The organism is Micromonospora sp. 4G55, assembly GCF_016803375.1.
In genome coordinates, this window is the sequence record NZ_JAEVHN010000861.1 from 1 (window position 1) to 2,250 (window position 2,250).

2 protein-coding genes and 1 pseudogene are annotated in these 2,250 nt (G+C 76.1%); 1 reads left to right on the forward strand and 2 read right to left on the reverse strand.

The features are described from left to right. Window positions 1–564: NAD(P)/FAD-dependent oxidoreductase (locus tag JNW89_RS35295; protein ID WP_238452326.1), on the reverse strand; the 564-nt coding region annotated here is incomplete at its 3' end. 11 nt (window positions 565–575) lie between these two features. Further along, window positions 576–1,747, reverse strand: a pseudogene (gene lgt, locus JNW89_RS35300) (prolipoprotein diacylglyceryl transferase). 103 nt (window positions 1,748–1,850) lie between these two features. Here lgt and JNW89_RS35305 point away from each other — a divergent pair. Further along, window positions 1,851–2,250, forward strand: a 400-nt coding sequence (locus JNW89_RS35305; protein WP_238452327.1) for an NUDIX hydrolase, incomplete at its 3' end; no start/stop codon positions are given.

A 2,250-nucleotide genomic window follows, 5' to 3' on the forward strand; every position in this document is an offset into this window, starting at 1 on the left:
CGGCAGCCGGGGCGCCCGGTACCAGGGGATCACCGCGCGCCAGGCCGCGCAGCCGGAGCTGATCACCGCCGAGGAGGGGGCGAGCTGGCGGCGTACCGCGCTGTCGGTGCCGTCGGCCGCGACCACCAGGTCGGCCTCGACCAGGTGCCCGGCGGTGCCGACCGCGGGCCGCTGGCCGGGGCGGACCCGGACGGTGTCGACGGCCACGCCGGTGCGCAGCTCCACCCGGTCGCCGAGCCCGGCGATCAGCGCGTCGTGCAGGTCCTCCCGGTGCACCACCACCGGCATCCGGTCGGCCGGCGTCGGGCGCGGCTGCACCAGCCAGTGCCCGTCCGGCCGGCGTACCCCGCCGTCGGGCAGCGGGGTGGCGATCGCGTCCAGGCCCGCGCCGAGGCCGAGCGCGTGCAGCGCGCGTACCCCGTTGGGCCAGAGCACCACGGCCGTGGCTTCCGGACGGACCCGGTCCGCCCGTTCCAGCAGGGTGACCTGCCAGCCGGAGCGGGCCAGCGTGCCGGCCACCGCCAACCCGCCGAGCCCGGCGCCGACCACCACCGCGGTGCGCATCCCCGCCCCGCTCAGCTGTCCCGGTCGGCGGGCCGGGCGCCGGCGGCGCCCGCCCGGTCGTCCCGCTCCGGGACGTCGCCGTCGCCCCACGGACTCGGCCTCGTCGTCGGCGTCGGCCGGGGGTTCGTCGTCGGTCTCGGTGGTCGTCTCGGCGGCGGGTTCGTCGGGGACCTCGCCGGTCTCCCGGTACGCCTGGAACTGCTCCTCGCTGACCGTCCGGTAGCCCTCCGGGGCGACCGCCCGGGGCCCGTTCTCGGTGCGGGAGAGGTCGACCTGGGAGACGTCCCCACCGGCCGGCGGCACCGGAGTGGCCGGCGTGCCCACCGGGATCAGGTACTCGCGGGGGCCGCGGACCCGGAGGAAGTAGATCAGCGCGCCGAGGAAGACCAGGGCGGCGGTCCAGACGTTGAGGCGGACGCCGAGGATCTCGTTCGCCTCGTCGGTGCGCATCAGCTCGATCCAGAACCGACCGGCGGTGTAGCCCATCACGTAGAGCGCGAAGGCCCGGCCCTTGCCCAGCTTGAACCGGCGGTCGAGGGCGAACACCAGGGCGGCGACGCCGACGTTCCACAGCGCCTCGTAGAGGAACGTCGGGTGGTAGAGCCCGGGCTCGAGGACCGGCTGGCCGGCGGGGTCGCGCAGCGCCTGACCCGGGTCGGCCGGGTTCATCTTGTGGATCTCCAGCCCCCAGGGCAGCGTGGTGCGGCCGCCGTAGAGCTCGTTGTTGAACCAGTTGCCGAACCGGCCGACCGCCTGGGCCAGCGGCAGTCCGGGAGCGAGCGCGTCGGCCACCACCGCGAACGGGATGCCGAGCTGCCGGGCGGCGATCCAGGCGCCGACCGCGCCACCGGCGACCGCGCCCCAGATGCCCAGCCCACCCTCGTGGATGTAGAACACCTTGAGCCAGTCCCCGCCGGCGCCGAAGTACTTCTCCGGTGAGGTGATCACGTGGTACATCCGGGCGCCGACGATGCCGGCCGGCACCGCCCAGACCGCGATGTCGAGCACCGCGCCCGGGGCCACGCCGCGCTGGCGCAGCCGGCGCTCGGTGACCCAGCAGGCCAGCACGATGCCGAGGATGATGCAGAGCGCATAGGCCCGGATCGGCGCCGGCCCGAGATGGCCAGACCGCGGTGGTCGGGCTCGGCAGGGCCGCCTGGGGGCTCAACGAGGCGAGGGTCACGGCTGCAAAGGCTACCGTTGCGGACCGCATCCGCGGCACCCCGGTCCGGCCAGGTTCGCGCGCCGGCTGACTTCCGGTTTGCCGGCCCGTACGCTCTTTGTCCATGAGCACGCTCACCTGGGCGGTCGCCGCGGTCCTGACCGACGAGGCCGGTCGGGTGCTGCTGTGCCGGCGTGACCGGGGCGGGCGGTGGGCGTTGCCCGGTGGGCGGCTGCACCGGCCGGGGTGCCCGACCGCAGCGGTGGCGGGCGAGGTCCGCCGGGAGACCGGGTGCGCGGTCGAGATCGTCGATCTGGTCGGCCTCTACCACCTCAGCGGCTCGCCCTGCGGCGGGCCGCCGACGCCGGACCCGCTGCCCGACGTGCTGGTGCACGTGTTCCGGGCGCGGACCGACGGGGACGCGGCCGAGACGCCGCCGGCCGGGTGCACGCTCGCCTGGCATTCCCCGGACGGGTTGCCGGCGGAGGTCACCCCGGTCACCCGGGCCGCCGTCGCCGACGCCC